This is a genomic window from Hyphococcus sp. (assembly GCF_041986965.1).
Taxonomy (GTDB): Bacteria; Pseudomonadota; Alphaproteobacteria; order Caulobacterales; family Parvularculaceae; genus Hyphococcus.
Genome location: NZ_JBHIXB010000002.1, coordinates 322,810 through 340,837, shown reverse-complemented (window position 1 = coordinate 340,837; position 18,028 = coordinate 322,810). Strand labels below are relative to the sequence as shown.

Sequence of the window (18,028 nt, the reverse complement as noted above, 5' to 3'; positions counted from 1 at the left end):
GTTATTTGGTATGGGGCATGGATTCCCCTATGTTATGGCGCATTCAGCACGGGAGATGCGAATGCAAAGCGGCGCAAATGGTCGAAAAGCCCGAACCGCGAACCCCCGAACGTCCAGGCATTGGGCGCGTGTGTTCGCGGGGCTTGCAAGTCTGGCGATTGCCGCGCCGGTGGAAGGCGCCTGTCCAACGAGGCCCGAGCCCGATGAAGCTGAAGAGATGGCGGATTATGAGGCCTTGCTGGATGAAATCTATGCGGTCGGCCATGCCTACAAAACTGATATCTCCGTGGGGCGTCAGGAGGTATGGCGATTGCGGCAACGCAGCGCGCGGCGGCTTCCGGATGCGACGCTCTCATCGCTGCGTTCTCTGGAGTCGCGGCTTGAGGACATGCAATCCTACTTGACGGAAGCGCCCGGACCGCCCAGCCGTCCCGTCCTCTTGATTGAAACCCGTCAAGACACCTTCGGCTCCACATTGGCCTTTACAGATTGCGCCAGCGGCGGCGCGGAGGGCGACGAAGTCGATGAAGCAAGACGAGAAGGCAGAGAAACTGAAGGCGTCACGCTCGCGCAGTACTTTGTTTCAAAACTGAGTGATGACGCCGAAGCCGATCCGGCCGAGTCAGATTGGCCCGAAGACTTAAAGCGATTGCCGGAAGGCCTCTGCATCATCGTGGTCTTCCCCGATCGGATTGTAAATGATCGCGAGCGCCGGTTCGTACTTGCCCATGAATGGATGCACACGATGCAAAGCGGCTATTACACCCGCCGCAACGAGGATCGCCATTGGTGGACTGAAGGGTCTGCGGAATGGCTTGCCCACAAGGTTGTCAGCGGCGTTACTGAACGCGATCGCTGGATCGAAGATTTTTTCACTCGGCAGAAATCATGCCCGCTGACCCAGCATTCCTATGATGCGCAACCTTTCTTTTTCTGGGGAGAACAGGCGTTCAATCCGGAATGGGTGTTCTCCGTCGGGCTCGGCGGCGATGACTACCTGACCCGAGCGGAAAGAGCCGCCGAAATCTTGCCGCCTGAACGCTGGCTCGACTGGGCGATCGCGCAAGCGGACCAGACGATCACCATGCCGGATGGACGCGATTTGCCGTTTCAGGCGGAAGCGGAAGCGCAGGATCTCACGCGCGCATGCGACGTCGCCATTGAAGGCCCGCCGCTCTCCGTCCAGTTGCGCGAAGTTTCGCTTCCCGATGGCGGCGCGCCGAAACTGCTCGTTGATGCGGGCGAGGCGCAACTCGCCATACGCGGGCACTATGATGAGGACTGGCGGCGTATTACCGGGACGGAGGAGATCAACACGCCGACATCTCCAATGACTGTGGCGGCGATCATGCCGTCGGGCGACAATCTCTCCGCGAGACTGTCAATGGACAATAGCGACGGAATGACTTGCGCCTGTCAGATCGGCGTCTGGATAGAGCGCCCGACGCCCGCCGACGTGGCGGACGATCCGCTGGCCGGGGCGCTTGAGGCGCTGGAGGCGGCCAGGGGCATGGTCCCGCCCGATCAAATGGATGACTTTCTTGCAGCGGAAGAAAAGCTTCGTGCCGCCAATGTGAAGGACGAGTTTCGCTTTCGCGGCTCGGTCCCGGCGATCTTCGATGAACTGGAGGGCGATGTGGAAAGCACCTACGCCCAGCAAGGTCCGATTATAACGATACGCGCAGGCGGAAATTTTACGATCGATGATCCGCATACGATCCGGGGCGAGGATACAACCGTGAGATATTTCAAATATCGTCATTATGGAGAATGGACTGTCGAAGGCGGCGTTCTCAAATTCGACATCAAGGGCAACGATCTGGAAGGCTTTGTTACAGCCCCGCCGGATTATGAGCCGGCCCGCATCACGGTCGAAAATGAAGGTTTCGGCGCCCAATCCTATGTGGGCGGCGGCGGCGAGTGGACGATGGCTTGCGAGCCCGGAACCCTGACATTGACCTCTAGACGGGTTCGCAACCCGGACAGGAGCGATCAGGCCGTGTTGGTGAAATACTGACGCCGGGGCGGCCCTCGCCGTTCTCCTGAAGCTGCATTTCTGAATTCACGCGGCGTCATGCCCACATGGCTTTTGAACGCGCGATTAAAGGGCCCGATTGAGTTAAAGCCGCAGTCGAAGGCGATCGACAATATCGGCCGGTCGTCATGAGCCGGATCGGACAACAAGTCCTTGGCATAGTTGATGCGGCGCGCATTGATTAAGTGATTGAAATTGCGATAGCCGAGAAAGCCAGTGATGCATTGCGTCACTTTGTAATCCTGCTCGCCGAGGCTTGCGGCGAGGTCGGCGATTTTGAGATCGGGCGTTGCAAAACGCCGCTCCGCTTCGATGGCGTGGAGAATGCGCTGGGCCAGTCCCTTGTCACTGGCGGCGGGCGAGGGCGCCGCTTTTCGCGCACCAGGCGCCGGCAGCGGATGGCGTTTGCGGAACGAGACGGCGAGTCTCGCGCCGATGACAGCGATGGCGGCGCAGACAATAAGCGTTGCCTCGGCCCATTGCGCGCCGATGCTGGCCTCACTGGCGTTCATGGCCCAAAGAAATGTCACGATGATCATGGCGCCGAAGATCAACGTGAATAGCTGCCGGAAACGCCTTTCGTGTTTCGGCAGCGTGGCGCTGTATCCTGAAAGAACTTCGACAAAGACCAGCACGACCGCGCCGATGCAGATGAGTGACGCTGCATTGGCGGCGATGCGGCGGATTTCACCCGATGCCGCGGAGACGCCGGTTAGGGTCCAGTATGATTCAACGGCGATGATTGCGGCGACGGCAAAGATATTCCAGCGCGCGATCAGTTTTTCCGCGCGGAAAAGCGTGCGCGAAAGCAGCCAGAGCCAGCCGCAACCAGCCGAACCGCCGATGGCCAGAATGTAGGTGAGGGGCGCGCCTATGTCGCCGGCATACTCCGAGGCCAGGGAGAGCGTGACCGACGCGGTGAAAATCCACCACAGCATGTCGTATGGCGCGACGGGGCCCAGCTTCGCCGTTGCGCGCTTCGCCAGGAGAGCAGACGCGCCAGCCCAAACGTCAGCCAGACCGTTTTGTCGAAGCAATCCTTCCATGGCGTCACCTCTCGTCCTGACCCGGGCAATGTTCGCTTTGGCGAGATAATCGCCGTTTTGCCTAAAAATACTGGCCGTTTTCCAAATCGGCGAGATCGCGCCCGCCAGCCTGCCTTCATATCCGATGCGTGCGGACGCCGAAAGCGCGGAAGCGACGAAACGGTCCGTTCAAGGGGTCGAAGTCCCTGATTCACCGCGCCTTCGGGCGGTTTCGTGCGCGCCGGCCGGGAGCCGAAAGACCCTGGCTATCGAAAAAGAAAAGGAGCCTTTGTTGTGACGACCCTGTTTGAGACTTCTCCGGCCATGCCGTCTTCGGCCGGCCATGCGGCCTCGCGCCAATCCGGGCGGTGGCCGCACCGATTACTCGGATTTTCCGGCGTTTTGTGGTTTCTGGCGGCGGCTGCGGGACAGTCGATTTTTGTTTACTACGTTGCGGCGTCTTACATTCCCGCCCTCGCCCAAAACGGATATCCGGGTCTGGCGGACACGGCCTTGCCCAAGGGCTATGTGGCTGGCGACCTGATTGGCAATCTCGCCATTGCATTTCACGTCTTGATCGCGATCGTCATCATCGGCGGCGGCCCCCTGCAGCTTACGCCGCAAATTCGCAACCGCTTCCCGGCCTTTCACAGATATCTCGGACGGATCTATGTGGTGACCGCAGCGGTGACGAGCGCGGCCGGCCTTCACCTCGTGTGGACGCGCGGCGTCCCGGGCGGGATGATCGGGCATATCGCCATCAGCCTCGACGCAGTGTTGATCTGGATCTGCGCCGCCATCGCCGTTCGGTTTGCCATGACCCGGCAGATCGACCGGCACCGCCGCTGGGCCATGCGCCTTTTTATGGTGGCGAGCGCCGTCTGGTTTTTCCGCATCGGCCTCATGTTCTGGTTCATGACGACCGGCGGCATCGGGATTGATCCTGAAACTTTTGAAGGACCCTTCCTGACGTTCATGTATTTCGCACAGATGGCGATACCCCTGCTCGTGCTCCAATTGTATTTCCACGCGCAGGATTCAAGGCGCGCCGGGCTGAAGCTCGCCGCTGCGCTGGTCGTGCTGGCGGCGACTGGCGTGACGGCGCTGGGGTCCTTTGCAGCGACGATGGGGATGTGGCTGCCGCGATTGTAACCGTCAACCAGCGATCACAGCTGCTTTCACGCATCGGAAAGGTGGGCTGGGCGCGCAGCTGTTGCGCTTCCAGAAACTCGGCTAGAGTGTCCTGATGGGGACAACTGTTTTTCTGGTTTTGATCACGCTCGCGCTGGCCGGGGCGGCGCTCGGGGTGACGGCGAGCCTGTCCGTGCGCGGCCGCGGCCTTTGGATTTATGGCCAGCTCGCCCTGATGACCGGGATTTATGTGGGCTTCGCCCTTGGCGGGATCGACCCGGGCGGGATCGTTCTCAAGGCTGCGCTCTCGGCCCTGGTGGTCGAGGGGCTGACGGCGCTCGTCTTCCTTCTTTTGGGCCTTGCTATCCTGCAATCGGGCCGGGTCTGGCTCCTTGGCGTGCTGATCCTCGCCCATGGCGGCGTCGATCTCCTCCATCTGGTGATGAAATCGGAACATAGCCCGGCCTGGTACGCATTCGTTTGCGCAATCTATGACGCCATAGTCGGGACCGGCGCCATCTGGTTTTTGTCCGCCCCCAAAAAAGACTGAAAAGCCTAGGCTTTCGCCCCTTTCTTTTACTGTCGATCATGCTAGAGCCCATGGGAAAGGTCATAAAATTCTATAAAAACCGGAGCGTCCCATGGATCATGGAAGAAACGAGTTCGCCACCAATGAAAGCCTGAAATCGCGGCGCGACGAGGCCTGCCCAGTGGGCCTGCCGTCGAAATCGGGAATTTATGCGGCGCGCGCCAAAGGCGCCGAACTCTGGGACGTGGAGGGCAAGCGCTATATCGACTTTATCGGCGGCATTGGCGTGTTGAATGTCGGCCATGCGCATCCGAAAGTTGTCGAGGCGGTCAAGCAGCAAACAGAAAACTTCATCCACACCGCATTCGGTATCGCGCAATATGAAAGCTATGTGGAAGTCTGCGAAAAGTTGAACCGCGTCGCGCCGGGGCCGACAAAAAAGAAAACCGCGCTGTTCAATTCCGGCGCCGAGGCCGTCGAGAATTCGGTGAAATTCGCGCGCCAGATTACGGGCCGCCCGGGCGTCATCGCTTTTTCCGGCGCGTTTCACGGCCGCACGCTTTTAGCGACGACGCTCACCGGCAAGTCGAAACCCTATAAGGTCGGCTTTGGGCCTTATGTGCCGGCGGTGTTCCACGCGGAATATCCGGACGCCTATCACGGCGTTTCGGTCGAGGATGCGCTGGCGAGCGTCGATCACATCTTTAAAACCATGATCAACGCCAATGAAGTGGCGGCGATGATCGTCGAACCGGTGCAGGGCGAGGGTGGTTTCAACCCGGCGCCGAAAGAGTTCCTCGAGGGCCTGCGCAAGAAATGCGACGACAACGGCATTCTTTTGATCGCCGACGAAATCCAGTCGGGCATGGGCCGCACGGGCAAATATTTCGCCTTTGAACATATGGGCGTCGAACCCGACTTCCTGTGCGTGGCGAAATCCATCGCGGCGGGACTGCCGTTGTCGGCGCTTGTCGGTAAAGCCGACTTGATGGACAAGGTAGTGCCGGGCTCCATGGGATCGACCTATGGCGGCAATCCGGTCGCCTGCGCCGCTGCGCTCGCTGTGTTCGAGATCATCGAAGAAGAGGGACTGTTGAAGCGTGCGGAAGAAATCGGCGCGCAAACGGAAAAACGCTGGCGCGAGCTCGGCGAAGGTGTCGGCAAGGGCGTCATCGGCGATGTGCGCCGGGTCGGCGGCATGTGCGCCGTTGAATTCGTGAAAGACGGCGATCCGAAACAGCCCAATGGCGATATCGCGGGCGCCATCCTCGCCGAGGCGCGCCAGCGCGGTCTCATCATGACGACCGCCGGCGCTTATGCGCAGTGTCTCAGATCGCTTGTGCCGCTGGTCATCTCCGACGAAATGCTGAGCGAAGGGCTCGACATTTTCGCAGAGGCGACGGAGGCTGTGCTGAAAGCGTAGCGCAACGGGAGGGGGAGACACCCAATGCGAATCTTCATCACTGCCGCCATGCTTGCCGTGGCGGCGTTTTCATCCGCGAACGCCCAACCCTGCGAGCCTTCCGAAGGCCGCAGCGCCATGTTGTTATCGTCGCGCGAAGTCGCCGGGAACCGAGATTTCAATGAATATCTGGAAGGACCGGAATGGACCTTTCAGTTAAAACGCGCGCCTCATGGCTGGGATATTCGCCTCAATGATGAAAACGGCCTCGACCTGACGCAGATGACGCCGCCCCTGCGCGGCGCTCCGAATCCGCGACAGCTTTATGGCTGGCATTTCCGTAATGCGGACAATACTGGCGCCAACAAAGGTGATGTTAACGCGCCACAGGGGTTGCGCTTGTTCGGTTTCGATCCGGCGCTGTCAGGCACGGGCGGCTATCGTCCGAACGATGCGGGCGGCGTCAATCCGGAAAACCAGCCGGGCCGCGGCGCGCTCACCATTGAGGATATGGGGCTGGCCGATCTTGCGCCCGGTGAAAAGGCGCGGATGAATTATCTCAAATTCAATGTCTGCATGACCTGGCCGAAGACCGACAAGGAAAAGCAAAAAGAAGCGGCGGAAGTCGCGGCCATGACTGAGCTGCGCAAAGTCACGCCGGAGCTAATCGAGATGATGGGCGATTGCGGGCTCGATTATCAGACTTATCAGATCACGCCCTATCTCACGCCAGTGGAGCTCGGCGGCGACTTCGACGCTGACGACGCGCACGATCAGGCGGTTCCGGTTATTCGAAAAGCTGATGGCAAGCGCGGGCTTTTTCTTTGTCGCGCGGGAACATGGGGGCAGGTTGTCGGCATGACCGGCCGTATGGGCGCGCATCTGACGCCGGCCTATTTCGACTCGATTGACTGGTGGAGCCTGCATACAGGGCCGGCGGGGCAAGGCGCGGGCGGAACGCCGCCGCCAGCCTTGAAAGGCGACGCGATCCTCATCGGCAAGGAGGGCGCGTCATCGGTGCTGATCTACTGGACGGGCGACGCCTATTCCGCCTATTGGCAGGGTGACTGAACGATGCGTTCTCTTGTGACATTTGTGGTCTGGACCTGCGCCATCATCTGGGTGGCGCTCGCGGTGCAGGGCGTCTTCGCCTATCTGACGCTGGAGCCGACGGGCAGCGGCTTTACGCGCGGCTCTAACCGGATATCGGCGTTTTTCCAATGGGAGGCGCTGGCGCTGGCCGCCGCGACAGTCGGGTTTCTTGCAGGAGGCCGCTTGCCCAAAGGCGTGCTGACGCGCTTCGCCGCACGCTGGCCGCTTTATCTGTCTGGCGGTTTCTTCCTGCTGCTGATTATTCTGTTCGTTGGCGCGTTAATTTTTGCACGGGTGGCCGGCTAAAGAGCCGGCATCTTCACGGTTTGATCGGAAAATACCGCTTCAAGATATTCAAAGCGCCAGCTTGCATCCGCAGCCGCTCCCCATTTTGGAAAATTGGCGTCGCCGACATCCACCAGCGGCCCATAATTATGGCGGTTTTCCCGTTCATTATAGATGTTGGCCCAGCTCATGGGGTTGCCGCGGCCATCGAGGAAAAACCAGCACAATAAGCGTTCGGAACCCTCATAGATGTTGAGACGGTTCTCTTCCTCAAGCCACTCCACACGCAGCATGGGGTCGTTTTTCGCCAGCCGGTGATAAACATAATAGGGAGACTGTTCCAGGCCGCGGCGCTCAGCGGCGAGTTCTTCCGGAGTATAGGCGGCGGCGTTTCCATCTCGTCCGCTCCATCCGGAGGCAACATCAAGGACTTCTTCATACTCAAAGCTTTCGGCGCTTAAACTGATCCAGCGTGTGATGTCGTCGAGATTGCGCTTGACGACGAGATCAGCCGTTTCTCCATTGGCGAGATAAACGGTTTCGCGGACCATAAAGGATTTAGACTGACTCCAGACCTCGGCGCCGCCGACGGCTTCAACAAGCTGCGCCGCTTTTTCCTTTGCGATCGGCTGTCCAGCAAGCTCACGCGCATGGGCGCCCGCCGTGAAAAGGCCCAGAAAAGCGCTGCCTGCAACCGCCAGCCGATAAATGACCCACATGTCGCCTCCACTCTGTTGTCCCGCGATCATCATCACACGAGGCTAAGAGAGGCGAGGAGTCATTTGCGTTGAAGCGTTGTACTACAGCGGCAAGCCGAGCGTGCTGGAACGCTTAGCCTTTTTTCCAGACGCTGCCTTTACGCAACGCGTCGGCGACTTTGCCGGTGCGTTTGCCTTGTGTCGGGTGGTGCTGCCAGAAAGCGTCGTCGAAGCTTTGCGCCGGATTGCGATAGATCACGCCGAGCGGCATGGGAAACTCGCCCATGGGCAGGTGCACCAGAAGATTGGCGAGCGCGAGATTTGTCTCGTCATGAACGAGCACGTCTTCCACCGGCGTTGCGTTCTCCCCCACATCGACAATTTCGAGCGCTAATGTCTTTGTGTTGAGCTTCAGGCCCTTGGCGCCTTTCGCAAAGAGCAGCGGCTTGCCGTGTTCAACATGAAGCTGGGTGTCTGCGGCGGTTTTCTTGGCGACGAAATCCTCGAACCGGTCCTTGTTATAGACAATGCAGTTCTGGAAGATTTCGACGAAGGCCGCGCCCTTGAACTCGCGCGCGGCTTTGAGCACCGGCGAAAGGTTTTTCGCGTCCGTGTCGATGCCACGGGCGATGAAGCGCGCATTGGCGCCGAGTGCAAAAGCGCACGGGTTCACCGGCGCATCGATGGAGCCTGTGGGCGTCGAGGGCGAGCGCGTGCCGGGGCGCGAGGTCGGGGAGTATTGCCCCTTGGTGAGCCCGTAGATCTCGTTGTTGAACAGCATCACTTGCATATCCACATTGCGGCGCAGCACATGCAGCAAGTGATTGCCGCCGATAGACAGCCCGTCGCCGTCACCGGTCACGAGCCAGACATCGAGTTCCGGGTTCGTGATTTTCAGACCCGTGGCGAATGCTGGCGCGCGCCCATGGATCGTGTGGAAGCCATAGGCGTTCATGTAATAGGGAAAGCGCGAGGAACAGCCGATGCCGGAAACGAACACAGTCTTGTCCGGGTTCGCTTCAACGTCGGCGAGCGTCTTCTGCACGCATTTCAGGATGGCGTAATCGCCGCAGCCGGGGCACCAGCGCACTTCCTGATCGGTGGCGAAATCTTTGGCGGTGAGGGGAGCGTTCATTGGATCGACATCCGTGTTATATCGTTGAGCTGGCTCATGATCTGGTTGCGTTCGGAGCGGCGCAGGGAGCGCACAAACTGTCCGCCGCCGTCAGCGGCGTTGGCGTAAAGATCTTCATCGTCAATGGCGGCGCTGCATTGAAAACCGCCATCCGTAAACTCGATTGAAACGGCATTGGCTGACCAAATATTGCCTGTGGCGCGCCATTCATCCGGGTTTGCCTGCAAGGAGCGGATCAGTCTTCCGACATCGCGCGTCCAGTACATCGCGCGTTCACCGAGGAGAAAGTTTCTGTAGGCGGCGTTCTGACTGCTGGACGAGATCAAAAATTCGGTTTGGTCGGAATAATCGTGGTCGAGGCAGGTCTGCGCGTATCCGGGCGCGGTCATCGCCATCAGGGCGAAGACTGTTGCAGATGAAAGTATGGCGCGCACCGACATGGTTTATTCCGCCGCCTGTTTCGCGCCGGGATAATTCTCGCGGATGGCGCCGAGCACTTCGACAATCTTGAAAGGCTGGCCGGAAACCTTGTTCAGTTGCACGACATCGAGCTCGAGCTTGTCGCGCAGGAGCGTCGCGCACTGGCCGAAATTCATTTCCGGCAGAAGTATCCGGTCATAATCGGCGAGGAGACGGCCAAGGTTTTTCGGCAGCGGATTGAGCCAGCGCAGATGAATTTGCGCCACGTCGAGGCCTTCTTCGCGCGCTTGCTGCACCGCGCGCCAGATCGCGCCATGGGTCGAGCCCCAGCCGACGACCACAAGCGGGCCCTTGGTGTTTCCCTGTTCTACGTCCTGATCGGGAATGAAGTCCGCCACGGAGGCGACTTTTTTTGCACGTAGCTCGCCCATGGCCTGATGGTTTTTGGCGTCATAGGAAATATCGCCGGTTTCGATGTCCTTTTCGAGACCGCCGATGCGGTGCGCGAGGCCTTCCATTCCGGGCGCGACCCAGGGCCGGCCATAGCTTGCATCTTCCCGGTTCCAGATCGCTTTTTTGAGCTCCACCGGATCGTCCACAGGCTTGGGCGGTGAATTGGACAGAATCGGCTCGTAATCGGCCATGTCCGGCAGCTCCCACGGGCCTGCGGCATTGGCGATATAACCGTCAGTCAAAAGGAAGACCGGCGTCATGTGACGGATCGCGACCCGCGTCGCCTCGATCGCCGCATCGAAACAATCGCCGGGACCGGCGGTTGCAATAACGGGCAGGGGGGCGTCGGCGTTTCGTCCGTAGACGGCCTGATAGAGATCGGATTGTTCCGTCTTGGTCGGCAGGCCTGTGGACGGGCCGCCGCGCTGGGAGTTCACAATAACAAGCGGCAATTCCGTCGCCATACCGAGGCCGATGGCTTCGGTCTTGAGCGCGATGCCGGGGCCGGAGGACGAGGTGACGCCGATGGCGCCGCCATAAGAGGCGCCGATGGCGGCGCAGCACGCCGCGATTTCATCCTCGGCCTGGAACGTGGCGACGCCGAGATCACCCATCTTTGACAAATGATGGAGGATCGATGAGGCCGGTGTAATCGGATAGCCGCAAAAGACGATCTGACGATCGGCGAGCTCGCCCGCCGCAGCCAATCCAAGCGAAATCGCCTCGGCCCCGGTGATAGAGCGATATTCGCCCTTTTCCATGGGCGCTTCGCCGATGACGAATTGCGGGATCTCGGCGGAAAGCTCCGCGGTTTCCGCATAAGCGTGACCGGCGTCCAGCGCAGCGAGATTGCCGGCGAGAATCTCCGGCGACTTCTTGGCGAATTTCGCCTGCGCCCATTTGACGATGGGATCGCGGTCGCGCCCGAACATCCAGAGCACGGAGCCCAGCGCCCAGAAATTTTTGCACTGTTCTGCGTCGGACTTCGACAGCCCGAGCGGCTTCACCGCTTCGAGGGTCTGGGTGGAGATCGCAATCTCGATCACCTGATAATCGTCAAGCTCGCCGGTCTCGCGCGGATCGGCGGCGATATGCGCCTTGGCGAAGTTGCGTGCGTTGAACGCGTCGGTGTTCAAGATGATGACCGCGCCTTTTTGCAGGAGCGGCAGGTTCACTTTCAGCGCCGCCGGGTTGAGCGCGACCAGAACGTCCGGCTGGTCGCCGGCGGTCGAGATGCGCCGGGCGCCGAGATTGATCTGGAACGCTGACACGCCGAAGGTCGTGCCCACGGGCGCGCGGATCTCAGCCGGGAAATCCGGGAAGGTTGAAAAGTCGGCGCCGGCGAGCGCTGTCGACTCGGCGAATTGCGAGCCGAGGAGCTGAACCCCGTCGCCTGAGTCGCCCGCAAAGCGGACGACGACTGAACTGTTTTCCGGCGTAATCTTGGCCATAACCCTGGAACCCGATATCGAACCGTTCTCAAACCCAGCCGAGACTGGCCCGCCAGCATGGCGAAACGGCGTGTAAAAACAAGCGCGCCACCGCCATTTCCGGGGTCTTTTCCGGGCAGGCGGGCGCGCCTTTGAGGGCCCCATATCTCAACCTCCGCAGGGGAAAACAAGCCCTTTATGTCGCCCTCTCGCGCTATGGTGATGGATATTTCGACGCGCTGATAGAACCGGTGAAGTGCTTGATAGAAAAAGCAAATGAACGGGCGTAAATTGCAGGCCGCCGCAGGCGTGCAATGAGGAGGGGGGAGCTCCATGAACCAGCCGGACCAGTCCCTGACGGGCCCAGCGACCGCCAGCGCCCGTATTGACGCGCTGGACGCCCTGCGCGGCTTCGCCGTGCTCGGCATTTTCGTGATCAATATTATCGGCTTCGCCCTTCCCGAAATCGCCTTTTCCAACCCGAAAGCGGCGGGCGGCGAGGGTGCGCTCAATTACGGGCTTTGGACAGTCTCCACGGTGTTTGTCGAGGGCGCCATGAGAGGGCTTTTTTCGCTCATGTTCGGCGCCGGCGTCATGCTCTTCACCGCCCGCGCACTTTATCCCGACGGCCCGATCCGCATAGCAGACCTTTATTACCGCAGAACCTTATGGCTGCTGGTCTTTGGCGTCTTCCATGCGCTGGCGCTGTTGATGCCCGGCGACATTTTACAGATCTACGCCATGGCGGGACTCGTCATTTTTCCGTTTCGCATTTTAAAGCCCGCAAAACTCATCCTGATCGCCGGCGTCATTCTCGCCGGGTTAACCCTGAACAGTTTCGTCGGTGAGGCCTTGCAAACCGTCGAAGGCAATATCGCGCTGGGAATCGAGGCGCGCGAGAATGCAGGAGAGGCCTTGTCGGAGGGAGAGGAGGCGCTTCTTGCCGACTGGCGCGAACAGGTTGCGGGCAACTGGGCGACGCAAGAACAACTTGATGAGCAAATCGCCAGCCGCACAGGCGATATTGCGACTGTCTATTCCAGCAACGCCGCAATCGTCGCCTCCTATAGCGGTGTGATAGACCTGCTCTGGTGGTCCGCCGACGCTTTTATGATGATGCTGATCGGGATGGCGTTTTATCAATGGCGCATCATTACGGGAGAACGAAGCACGCGGTTTTATCTCAGTCTCGCGGCGTGCGGTTATGCGGTTGGGCTGACGCTGCGCATCATTGCCGTCACGCAGCGCTGGGAAGCGGATTTCTCTCCCATACTGTGGACCTGGGCCACTTTCCAACAGATCGGTCGCGTTGCGATGGTGATCGGCCATATGGGCATGTTCTTTCTGCTCTGGAAGGCTGCATCATCGTCTTTGCCGTTCCGCGCGCTTACCGCCGCAGGACGCATGGCGCTCTCGAACTATATCGGCCAGACAATCATTGCGAACCTGATCTTCAGCGGGGTGGGGCTCGGGCTCTTTGGCGCGATGGACCGGGCGCAGATCTATCTCGTGATGATCGTTATATGGATCGCCCAGCTCGCCTTTTCCCTGTGGTGGCTTTCCCGGTTCCGTTTCGGGCCGCTGGAATGGGGCTGGCGCTGCCTCACCTATGGCCGCCGCCAGCCCTTGAGAAAACCGCCCGCGACTGCTGACAAGGGAATCGCGCTCTAGTAGACATCGCCCCAGCGAATTTAGAAGGAACGCCGTCTCATGAAGTTTTTCGTCGACACCGCCGAAATCAGCGAAATCAAGGCCCTCCTGCCCACCGGCCTTGTGGACGGCGTAACGACCAATCCGAGCCTGATCATGAAGTCTGGCCGCGATATCCGGGAAGTGACGGCGGAAATCTGTGCGCTCACGCAGGGCCCGGTGAGCGCCGAAGTGACGGCGATCGAGGCTGACAAGATGATCAGCGAGGGCAAGTCGCTGGCCAAGATCGCAGACAATGTGGTCGTGAAGCTTCCCCTGACCTTTGACGGGCTCATCGCCTGCAAGGCGCTGACATCAGACGGCATCAACACCAATGTGACCTTGTGTTTCTCGGCCAACCAGGCGTTGCTCGCGGCGAAAGCCGGCGCCAGCTTCATCTCGCCTTTTATTGGCCGTCTCGACGATATCAATGTCGACGGTATGGAGCTGATCCGCGATATTCGCGTGATTTACGACAATTACGATTTCAGGACGGAAATTCTCGCCGCGTCGATCCGTTCGCCCAACCATGTGAAGGACTCCGCGCTGGCCGGCGCCGATGTGGCGACTGTGCCGCCCGGGGTTTTGAAATCCCTCGTCAATCATCCGCTTACGGATAAAGGCCTCAAGGCTTTTCTGGACGACTGGGCGAAAACCGGCCAGAAAATTCTTTAAGGCCATATATGACCAGCACGGCAAACCAGGTCGACCGCGGCGAAGCAGATGCGGGCCCGCCATTTGTCTTCGGTTTCGGCTTCAAGGATGACACGGCGGCGGAAATGCGCTGGGAGGATGTCGTGTCCCACGCTGGCGAGTATGATTTCATCTGGCTCCATCTTAACATGCTCAATGAAGAGGCGCGGGAATGGATCGCCGCACAGCGTGATATTCCCTATGCAGCGGCGTCGGCGCTTCTTGCCGATGAGACGCGTCCGCGGGTCACGGGCTTTGAAAAGGGGCTCGTCGTCAATCTTCGCGGCGTCAATCTGAATGAGGGCGCAGAGCCGGAGGATATGGTTTCGATCCGCGTCTGGTTGAATGAAAAGATGATGGTGACGACCCGGCGGCGACGGCTGAAGGCGGCGCAGGATGTGCGGGCTGACATCAACGCCGGGGCAAGCATCGCCAATACGGGCGCGCTGCTCGCCCGCATTGCGGCGAAACTGACGGACCGCGCCGAGCCCTATGTCCTCGAAATTGAAGACGAGGTCGATAATCTTGAAGAAGAGATTTTGACCGGCAATGGCTCTGGCTTGCGCGCCAAGCTCGCCGATACGCGCCAGGCGGCGGTTCTGTTCCGGCGCTTCATCGCACCCCAACGCGATGCATTGAATCGCCTGGCGGCGGATGAGTCCGCGCTGTTCGATCATGTGGCGAAGATTGAACTTCGCGAAGTCGCCGACCGGGTGACGCGCATGACCGAAGACATCGACGCCGCGCGCGAGCGGGCGATGGTTCTGCAGGATCAGCTTACCGATCAGCGCGCCGAGGAAATGAACCGGAACATGATGGTGCTTTCGGTGGTGGCGGCGATCTTTCTGCCGCTTGGCTTTCTGACCGGCCTTTTCGGCATCAATGTCGGCGGCATGCCGGGCGTTGAAAGCGCCAGCGCGTTCTGGATCGTTGTCGGCTTGTGCGTCCTGATTGGCGTCGGTTTGCTTGCATATTTCAGGATGAAGAAGTGGTTATGAGGTCTTTTTGCGCCTGCCTCGCGGCGTTTCTGTTCGTACTGACGGCGGCGGTCCCTGTCGCCGCCCAGTCGAGCCGCGCCGCAGAGATCGAAGCGGCGGCCGAGGCAATCGCCGGCATCCGCGCGCAGATCAATGAAGACGCAGTCAGCGCCCCGGAAGCTTTGGAACAGCAGCTACGCGACTTGCGTGTGGATGGCCGCGGCCGGCTTTCCGCCATTGAACGGGAGCTGGAGGCGGTAAACGCACAGATAGACCTTCTTGGACCTGCCCCCGGCGAAAACGATCCGCCGGAAAGCGACATTCTTGCAAATGAGCGCAGCCAGCTTGCAGGGCAGCGCGCGCGCCTTAATGGCGAGCGCACGCGGGTTCTCGCCAATATTTTTGAATCCGGGGAATTGCTGACACGATTGTCAGGTGCGCAGGTCGGGGCCCTTTACGCATCGTTGACAGAGCGGGGCGCGTCTCCGCTGGAGTCGCATCTTTGGGCTGAGGCCTGGAATTCGACGAGCGATGTCGCTGGCCGTATCGGCCGTTATTTTTCGAACTGGGGTGAGACTCGCCGTGGCGACGGCGCCTATGGGCGCTCGCTGGCGCTTATTCTCGGCGCGCTTGTCATCTCCCTGATGATCTTCGGGCCGGTGAACCGCTGGATTTCGAGTACGTTCTCGACCGCGGTTGAAAAACGCAAACCGAGCCCGGCGCGGCGGGTCGTGGTCGCGGCTCTAAAAATGGCGGCGCGAACAGTCCCCGGCGTCATCGGTGGACTGATCATCATCGAGACATTGCGCGCACAGGGCGTTTTGACGCCGGAGGGAGAGGCGGCGGCCCGCGCCTTCTGGATTGGCGTCCTGTCGATCCTGATTGTCTCCGGCTTCACCGCCGGCTTCTTTGCGCCCGCATCACCCGGCTGGCGCATCGCGTCGATCGACGCGGATCGCGGACGCGCCGTAAGCCGCCTCGCCCTCGCCATCGTCATCATCTTTTCATTAAACACGCTGTTATCTGCGATTGGCGTTGCGGCCCGCGCCACGGATGCGTTGTTGCTTGTTTCCGATGCTGTCGCGGCGGTCGCCATTGCAGTCTGTCTTTTCCTTCTTTGCCGTACACGGCTCTGGCGCGTTGAGGACGAAAAAAGCGGCGAGGGCTGGCGGCTCCTGCGCCGCACCGGACGGGCGCTCGCGATTATCATTGTGGCGGCGACGCTAACCGGTTACGTGCCGCTGGCGCATTTCATCGCCACGCGCATTGTCTATCTGGCGCTTTTCATTGGCCTTGCCTGGATGATGCGGGCGATCCTGGCGGAATTGGCGCTCGCCCTGCGCAATCGCCTGTCTGTCGAGACGGACAAAACCGATGAGGCCGAATCCGCCAATTACCGCTTCTGGTCGCGGCTCCTTATCAACACCTTGCTGATGATCGCTCTGGCGCCTGCAGTGCTGGTCCTTTTCGGAGCGCCCGCCGGCACGGTTCGTGATCTCGCCGGGCAGGCCCTGTTCGGCTTCAACATTGGCGGCGTTCACATTCCGTCCGTGGCGAAGCTTTTCGCCGCCATTATTGTCTTTGTCGCCATCATGGGCGCAACCAAACTTATCCAGCGGGCCGTGCAACGCGGACCGCTCGCCCATTCCCGGGCGGATGTCGGCGTGCAGAACTCGCTGATTACCCTCATGGGGTATGGCGGGCTTGTCATCGCGCTGTTCGTCTCTATCTCTTCGCTTGGTTTCGATCTTGGCAATCTTGCGCTGATCGCCGGCGCGCTTTCCGTGGGCATCGGCTTCGGTCTTCAGTCCATCGTCAACAATTTCGTCTCCGGCCTCATTCTGCTTTTTGAACGGCCGATCAAAGTGGGCGACTGGATCGTGACGCCTTCCGGCGAGGGAACGGTGAAAAAGATCAGCGTGCGGTCGACAGAAATTGAAACGTTCGACCGGTCTTCGATTATTGTGCCGAATTCCGAACTAATCTCGTCAACGGTGACGAACTGGACGCACAAGAACCGGCTGGGCCGGATTACGGTGCCGGTCGGCGTATCCTATGGTTCTGATCCCGAGCAGGTAAAACAGATCCTGTTGAAATGCGCCGGCGATCACCCTCTGGTGGTCTCCTATCCTGAACCGTTCGTCACCTGGATGGACTTCGGCGCGTCCTCTCTCGATTTTGAGATTCGCGCTTACCTCGCCGACATTTCCCAGGGCCTTACCGTCCGCACTGAGCTGCGCTTTGCGATCTTCAAGGCGTTTGCAGAAGCCGGCGTTGAAATTCCGTTCCCGCAGCAGGATATTTACGTCAAATCGCTCCCGGCAGGGTTTGAGACTAAGAAAGAAACGGATCATGCTTGAGCTGAGACCAAATTGCGAAAGGTGTGACAAGGACCTGCCGCCGGAAGCGGACGCGCGTATTTGCACTTTCGAGTGCACCTTTTGTCCCGACTGCGCTGAAAACGCCCTTGGAGGCGTCTGCCCCAATTGCGGCGGCGGATTTGAAAAGCGGCCGGTGCGCCCGGCCTCGCTGCTGGTGAAGTTTCCCGCCTCGACGAAACGCGTTTTCAAAGGCCCGGCCGCATGACGGGCGACAGTTTCGGACAATGGCTGATCGCGACGGGCGCCGGCGTTTTCTTTCTGCTTGGCGCTTTGCATTTGCGCATGACGGTTGCGGATTTAAAGCAGCCTGAAAAGTTCGCGCCCGCCAATAAAGACTTGCTGCCGCAATTGATGGAAACGCGCATCGCCATGCGCAGGGATGTCAAGAATTTCTGGCTGTCCTATCTCGGCTTTCATTTCTCTCACAGCGTCGGCGTCATGTTTTATGCGCTTACCGTGGCTTATTGTGGGCTTGTCCGTCCGGACATTCTGGCTGACATGTTGGTGCGCGTCGCCATTGTCGGTTTTGGCGCCTCTTATGTGCTGATGTCGCGCGCCTTCTGGTTCATTATTCCGCTCGCCGGTTCCGCTATCGGCGTAACACTGATCGCCGTGGGCATGGCGACGCTTTACTGAGCGCGTTAGGAGGGGCC

Annotated in this window: 17 protein-coding genes; 12 read left to right on the top strand and 5 right to left on the bottom strand. The window is 59.9% G+C overall.

The genetic code is table 11. The annotated features are described in order from the left end of the window. Nucleotides 1-130 precede the first annotated feature (130 nt). Nucleotides 131-2,017 (top strand): hypothetical protein, encoded by a 1,887-nt coding sequence (locus tag ACFC5L_RS10635; protein WP_375202962.1) that lies wholly within the window; start codon nucleotides 131-133, stop codon nucleotides 2,015-2,017. On the opposite strand, the gene ACFC5L_RS10630 is transcribed toward ACFC5L_RS10635, so the two are convergent. Beyond that, nucleotides 1,993-3,081, bottom strand: a complete 1,089-nt coding sequence (locus ACFC5L_RS10630; protein WP_375202963.1) for a helix-turn-helix domain-containing protein — start codon at nucleotides 3,079-3,081, stop codon at nucleotides 1,993-1,995. The genes ACFC5L_RS10635 and ACFC5L_RS10630 overlap by 25 nt on opposite strands. A 273-nt stretch (nucleotides 3,082-3,354) precedes the next feature. Here ACFC5L_RS10630 and ACFC5L_RS10625 point away from each other — a divergent pair, with 273 nt between their 5' ends. The 5 genes from ACFC5L_RS10625 (at nucleotide 3,355) to ACFC5L_RS10605 (ending at nucleotide 7,520) form a co-directional block, all read left to right on the top strand. Beyond that, nucleotides 3,355-4,212 (top strand): DUF2306 domain-containing protein, encoded by an 858-nt coding sequence (locus ACFC5L_RS10625; protein WP_375202964.1) that lies wholly within the window; start codon nucleotides 3,355-3,357, stop codon nucleotides 4,210-4,212. Between the two features lie 94 nt (nucleotides 4,213-4,306). Beyond that, the gene (locus ACFC5L_RS10620) at nucleotides 4,307-4,741 is read left to right on the top strand and encodes a hypothetical protein (RefSeq protein ID WP_375202965.1); all 435 of its coding nucleotides are present in this window, start codon (nucleotides 4,307-4,309) and stop codon (nucleotides 4,739-4,741) included. A 91-nt stretch (nucleotides 4,742-4,832) separates the two neighbouring features. Then, nucleotides 4,833-6,143 (top strand): 4-aminobutyrate--2-oxoglutarate transaminase, encoded by a 1,311-nt coding sequence (gene gabT / locus ACFC5L_RS10615; RefSeq protein WP_375202966.1) that lies wholly within the window; start codon nucleotides 4,833-4,835, stop codon nucleotides 6,141-6,143. A 24-nt stretch (nucleotides 6,144-6,167) separates the two neighbouring features. After that, a complete protein-coding gene (locus tag ACFC5L_RS10610; protein WP_375202967.1) occupies nucleotides 6,168-7,193 on the top strand; it encodes a hypothetical protein in 1,026 nt (341 codons plus the stop codon). A gap of 3 nt (nucleotides 7,194-7,196) precedes the next feature. Beyond that, complete coding sequence (locus ACFC5L_RS10605; RefSeq protein ID WP_375202968.1) at nucleotides 7,197-7,520, top strand: hypothetical protein; 324 nt, start codon at nucleotides 7,197-7,199, stop codon at nucleotides 7,518-7,520. On the opposite strand, the gene ACFC5L_RS10600 is transcribed toward ACFC5L_RS10605, so the two are convergent. The 4 genes from ACFC5L_RS10600 to ACFC5L_RS10585 form a co-directional block, all read right to left on the bottom strand. Continuing rightward, nucleotides 7,517-8,218, bottom strand: a complete 702-nt coding sequence (locus tag ACFC5L_RS10600; protein ID WP_375202969.1) for a hypothetical protein — start codon at nucleotides 8,216-8,218, stop codon at nucleotides 7,517-7,519. The genes ACFC5L_RS10605 and ACFC5L_RS10600 overlap by 4 nt on opposite strands. A gap of 112 nt (nucleotides 8,219-8,330) precedes the next feature. Beyond that, nucleotides 8,331-9,332: a 2-oxoacid:ferredoxin oxidoreductase subunit beta gene (locus ACFC5L_RS10595; RefSeq protein ID WP_375202970.1), complete on the bottom strand. Its 1,002-nt coding sequence runs from the start codon at nucleotides 9,330-9,332 to the stop codon at nucleotides 8,331-8,333. Then, nucleotides 9,329-9,772 (bottom strand): hypothetical protein, encoded by a 444-nt coding sequence (locus ACFC5L_RS10590; protein WP_375202971.1) that lies wholly within the window; start codon nucleotides 9,770-9,772, stop codon nucleotides 9,329-9,331. Before ACFC5L_RS10590 ends, ACFC5L_RS10595 begins: the two co-directional genes overlap by 4 nt. A gap of 3 nt (nucleotides 9,773-9,775) precedes the next feature. Then, nucleotides 9,776-11,656 carry a 2-oxoacid:acceptor oxidoreductase subunit alpha gene (locus tag ACFC5L_RS10585; RefSeq protein WP_375202972.1) on the bottom strand — a complete coding sequence of 627 codons (1,881 nt, stop codon included), beginning with the start codon at nucleotides 11,654-11,656 and terminating at the stop codon, nucleotides 9,776-9,778. Nucleotides 11,657-11,968: 312 nt separating this feature from the next. On the opposite strand from ACFC5L_RS10585, the gene ACFC5L_RS10580 reads away from it, so the two are divergent. From ACFC5L_RS10580 to ACFC5L_RS10555, 6 genes are read left to right on the top strand one after another with little or no spacing between them, the layout of a single operon-like run. Then, a complete protein-coding gene (locus ACFC5L_RS10580; RefSeq protein ID WP_375202973.1) occupies nucleotides 11,969-13,306 on the top strand; it encodes a DUF418 domain-containing protein in 1,338 nt (445 codons plus the stop codon). Between the two features lie 39 nt (nucleotides 13,307-13,345). After that, a complete protein-coding gene (gene fsa / locus ACFC5L_RS10575; RefSeq protein WP_375202974.1) occupies nucleotides 13,346-13,999 on the top strand; it encodes a fructose-6-phosphate aldolase in 654 nt (217 codons plus the stop codon). An 8-nt stretch (nucleotides 14,000-14,007) separates the two neighbouring features. After that, on the top strand, nucleotides 14,008-15,015 hold the full coding sequence (locus tag ACFC5L_RS10570) for a zinc transporter ZntB (RefSeq protein WP_375202975.1): 1,008 nt from the start codon (nucleotides 14,008-14,010) through the stop codon (nucleotides 15,013-15,015). Beyond that, complete coding sequence (locus ACFC5L_RS10565) at nucleotides 15,012-17,354, top strand: mechanosensitive ion channel domain-containing protein (RefSeq protein ID WP_375202976.1); 2,343 nt, start codon at nucleotides 15,012-15,014, stop codon at nucleotides 17,352-17,354. The genes ACFC5L_RS10570 and ACFC5L_RS10565 overlap by 4 nt, the downstream gene beginning before the upstream one ends. Next, a complete protein-coding gene (locus ACFC5L_RS10560) occupies nucleotides 17,347-17,580 on the top strand; it encodes a DUF1272 domain-containing protein (protein WP_375202977.1) in 234 nt (77 codons plus the stop codon). Before ACFC5L_RS10565 ends, ACFC5L_RS10560 begins: the two co-directional genes overlap by 8 nt. Beyond that, nucleotides 17,577-18,011, top strand: coding sequence for an LIC_13387 family protein (locus tag ACFC5L_RS10555; protein ID WP_375202978.1), 435 nt, complete (start codon nucleotides 17,577-17,579; stop codon nucleotides 18,009-18,011). Before ACFC5L_RS10560 ends, ACFC5L_RS10555 begins: the two co-directional genes overlap by 4 nt. Nucleotides 18,012-18,028: the final 17 nt, after the last annotated feature.